The sequence below is a fragment of the Erwinia sp. ErVv1 genome (assembly GCF_900068895.1).
Lineage (GTDB): Bacteria > Pseudomonadota > Gammaproteobacteria > Enterobacterales > Enterobacteriaceae > Erwinia.
In genome coordinates this window covers 1-338 of record NZ_CDPK01000019.1, presented here as the reverse complement: position 1 = coordinate 338, position 338 = coordinate 1, and the positions used below count along the sequence as shown (strand labels likewise).

Here is a 338-nt window from a genome sequence, read left to right as displayed (position 1 = left end):
AGCAGATTGCCTCGTGCATCATAGTGCCAGCGACGCATGATACCGTTGCGGCCGGTCTGACTGAGCGGCTGCCCCAGGCGGTTATACGTCCAGAGCACGTCGCTTTCCAGCGGGTCATGCCAGGCGGTGAGCTGCCCGTGCTCGTTCCACAACAGCGTTTCCTGACTGCCATCGGCGCGGATAAGAGCTGTAAGCTGGCCTGCATCGTTCCATTCGCGGCGTGTGATGTTGCCTTCTGCGTCCTCACTGCTCAGGAGCTGACCTAACCGGTCATACGTCAAGCGGATGACGCTGCCGGAGCAGTCGGTGCGCTGTGTCAGCAGCCCCTGGCGGTTCCA

1 pseudogene (running past one end of the window) is annotated in these 338 nt (G+C 61.8%); it reads right to left on the bottom strand.

Annotation, left to right across the window (positions count from 1 at the left end):
- Positions 1-338 (bottom strand): annotated as a pseudogene (locus A1830_RS22325) (type IV secretion protein Rhs) (its annotated part extends 473 nt beyond the left edge of the window); the annotation flags it as partial.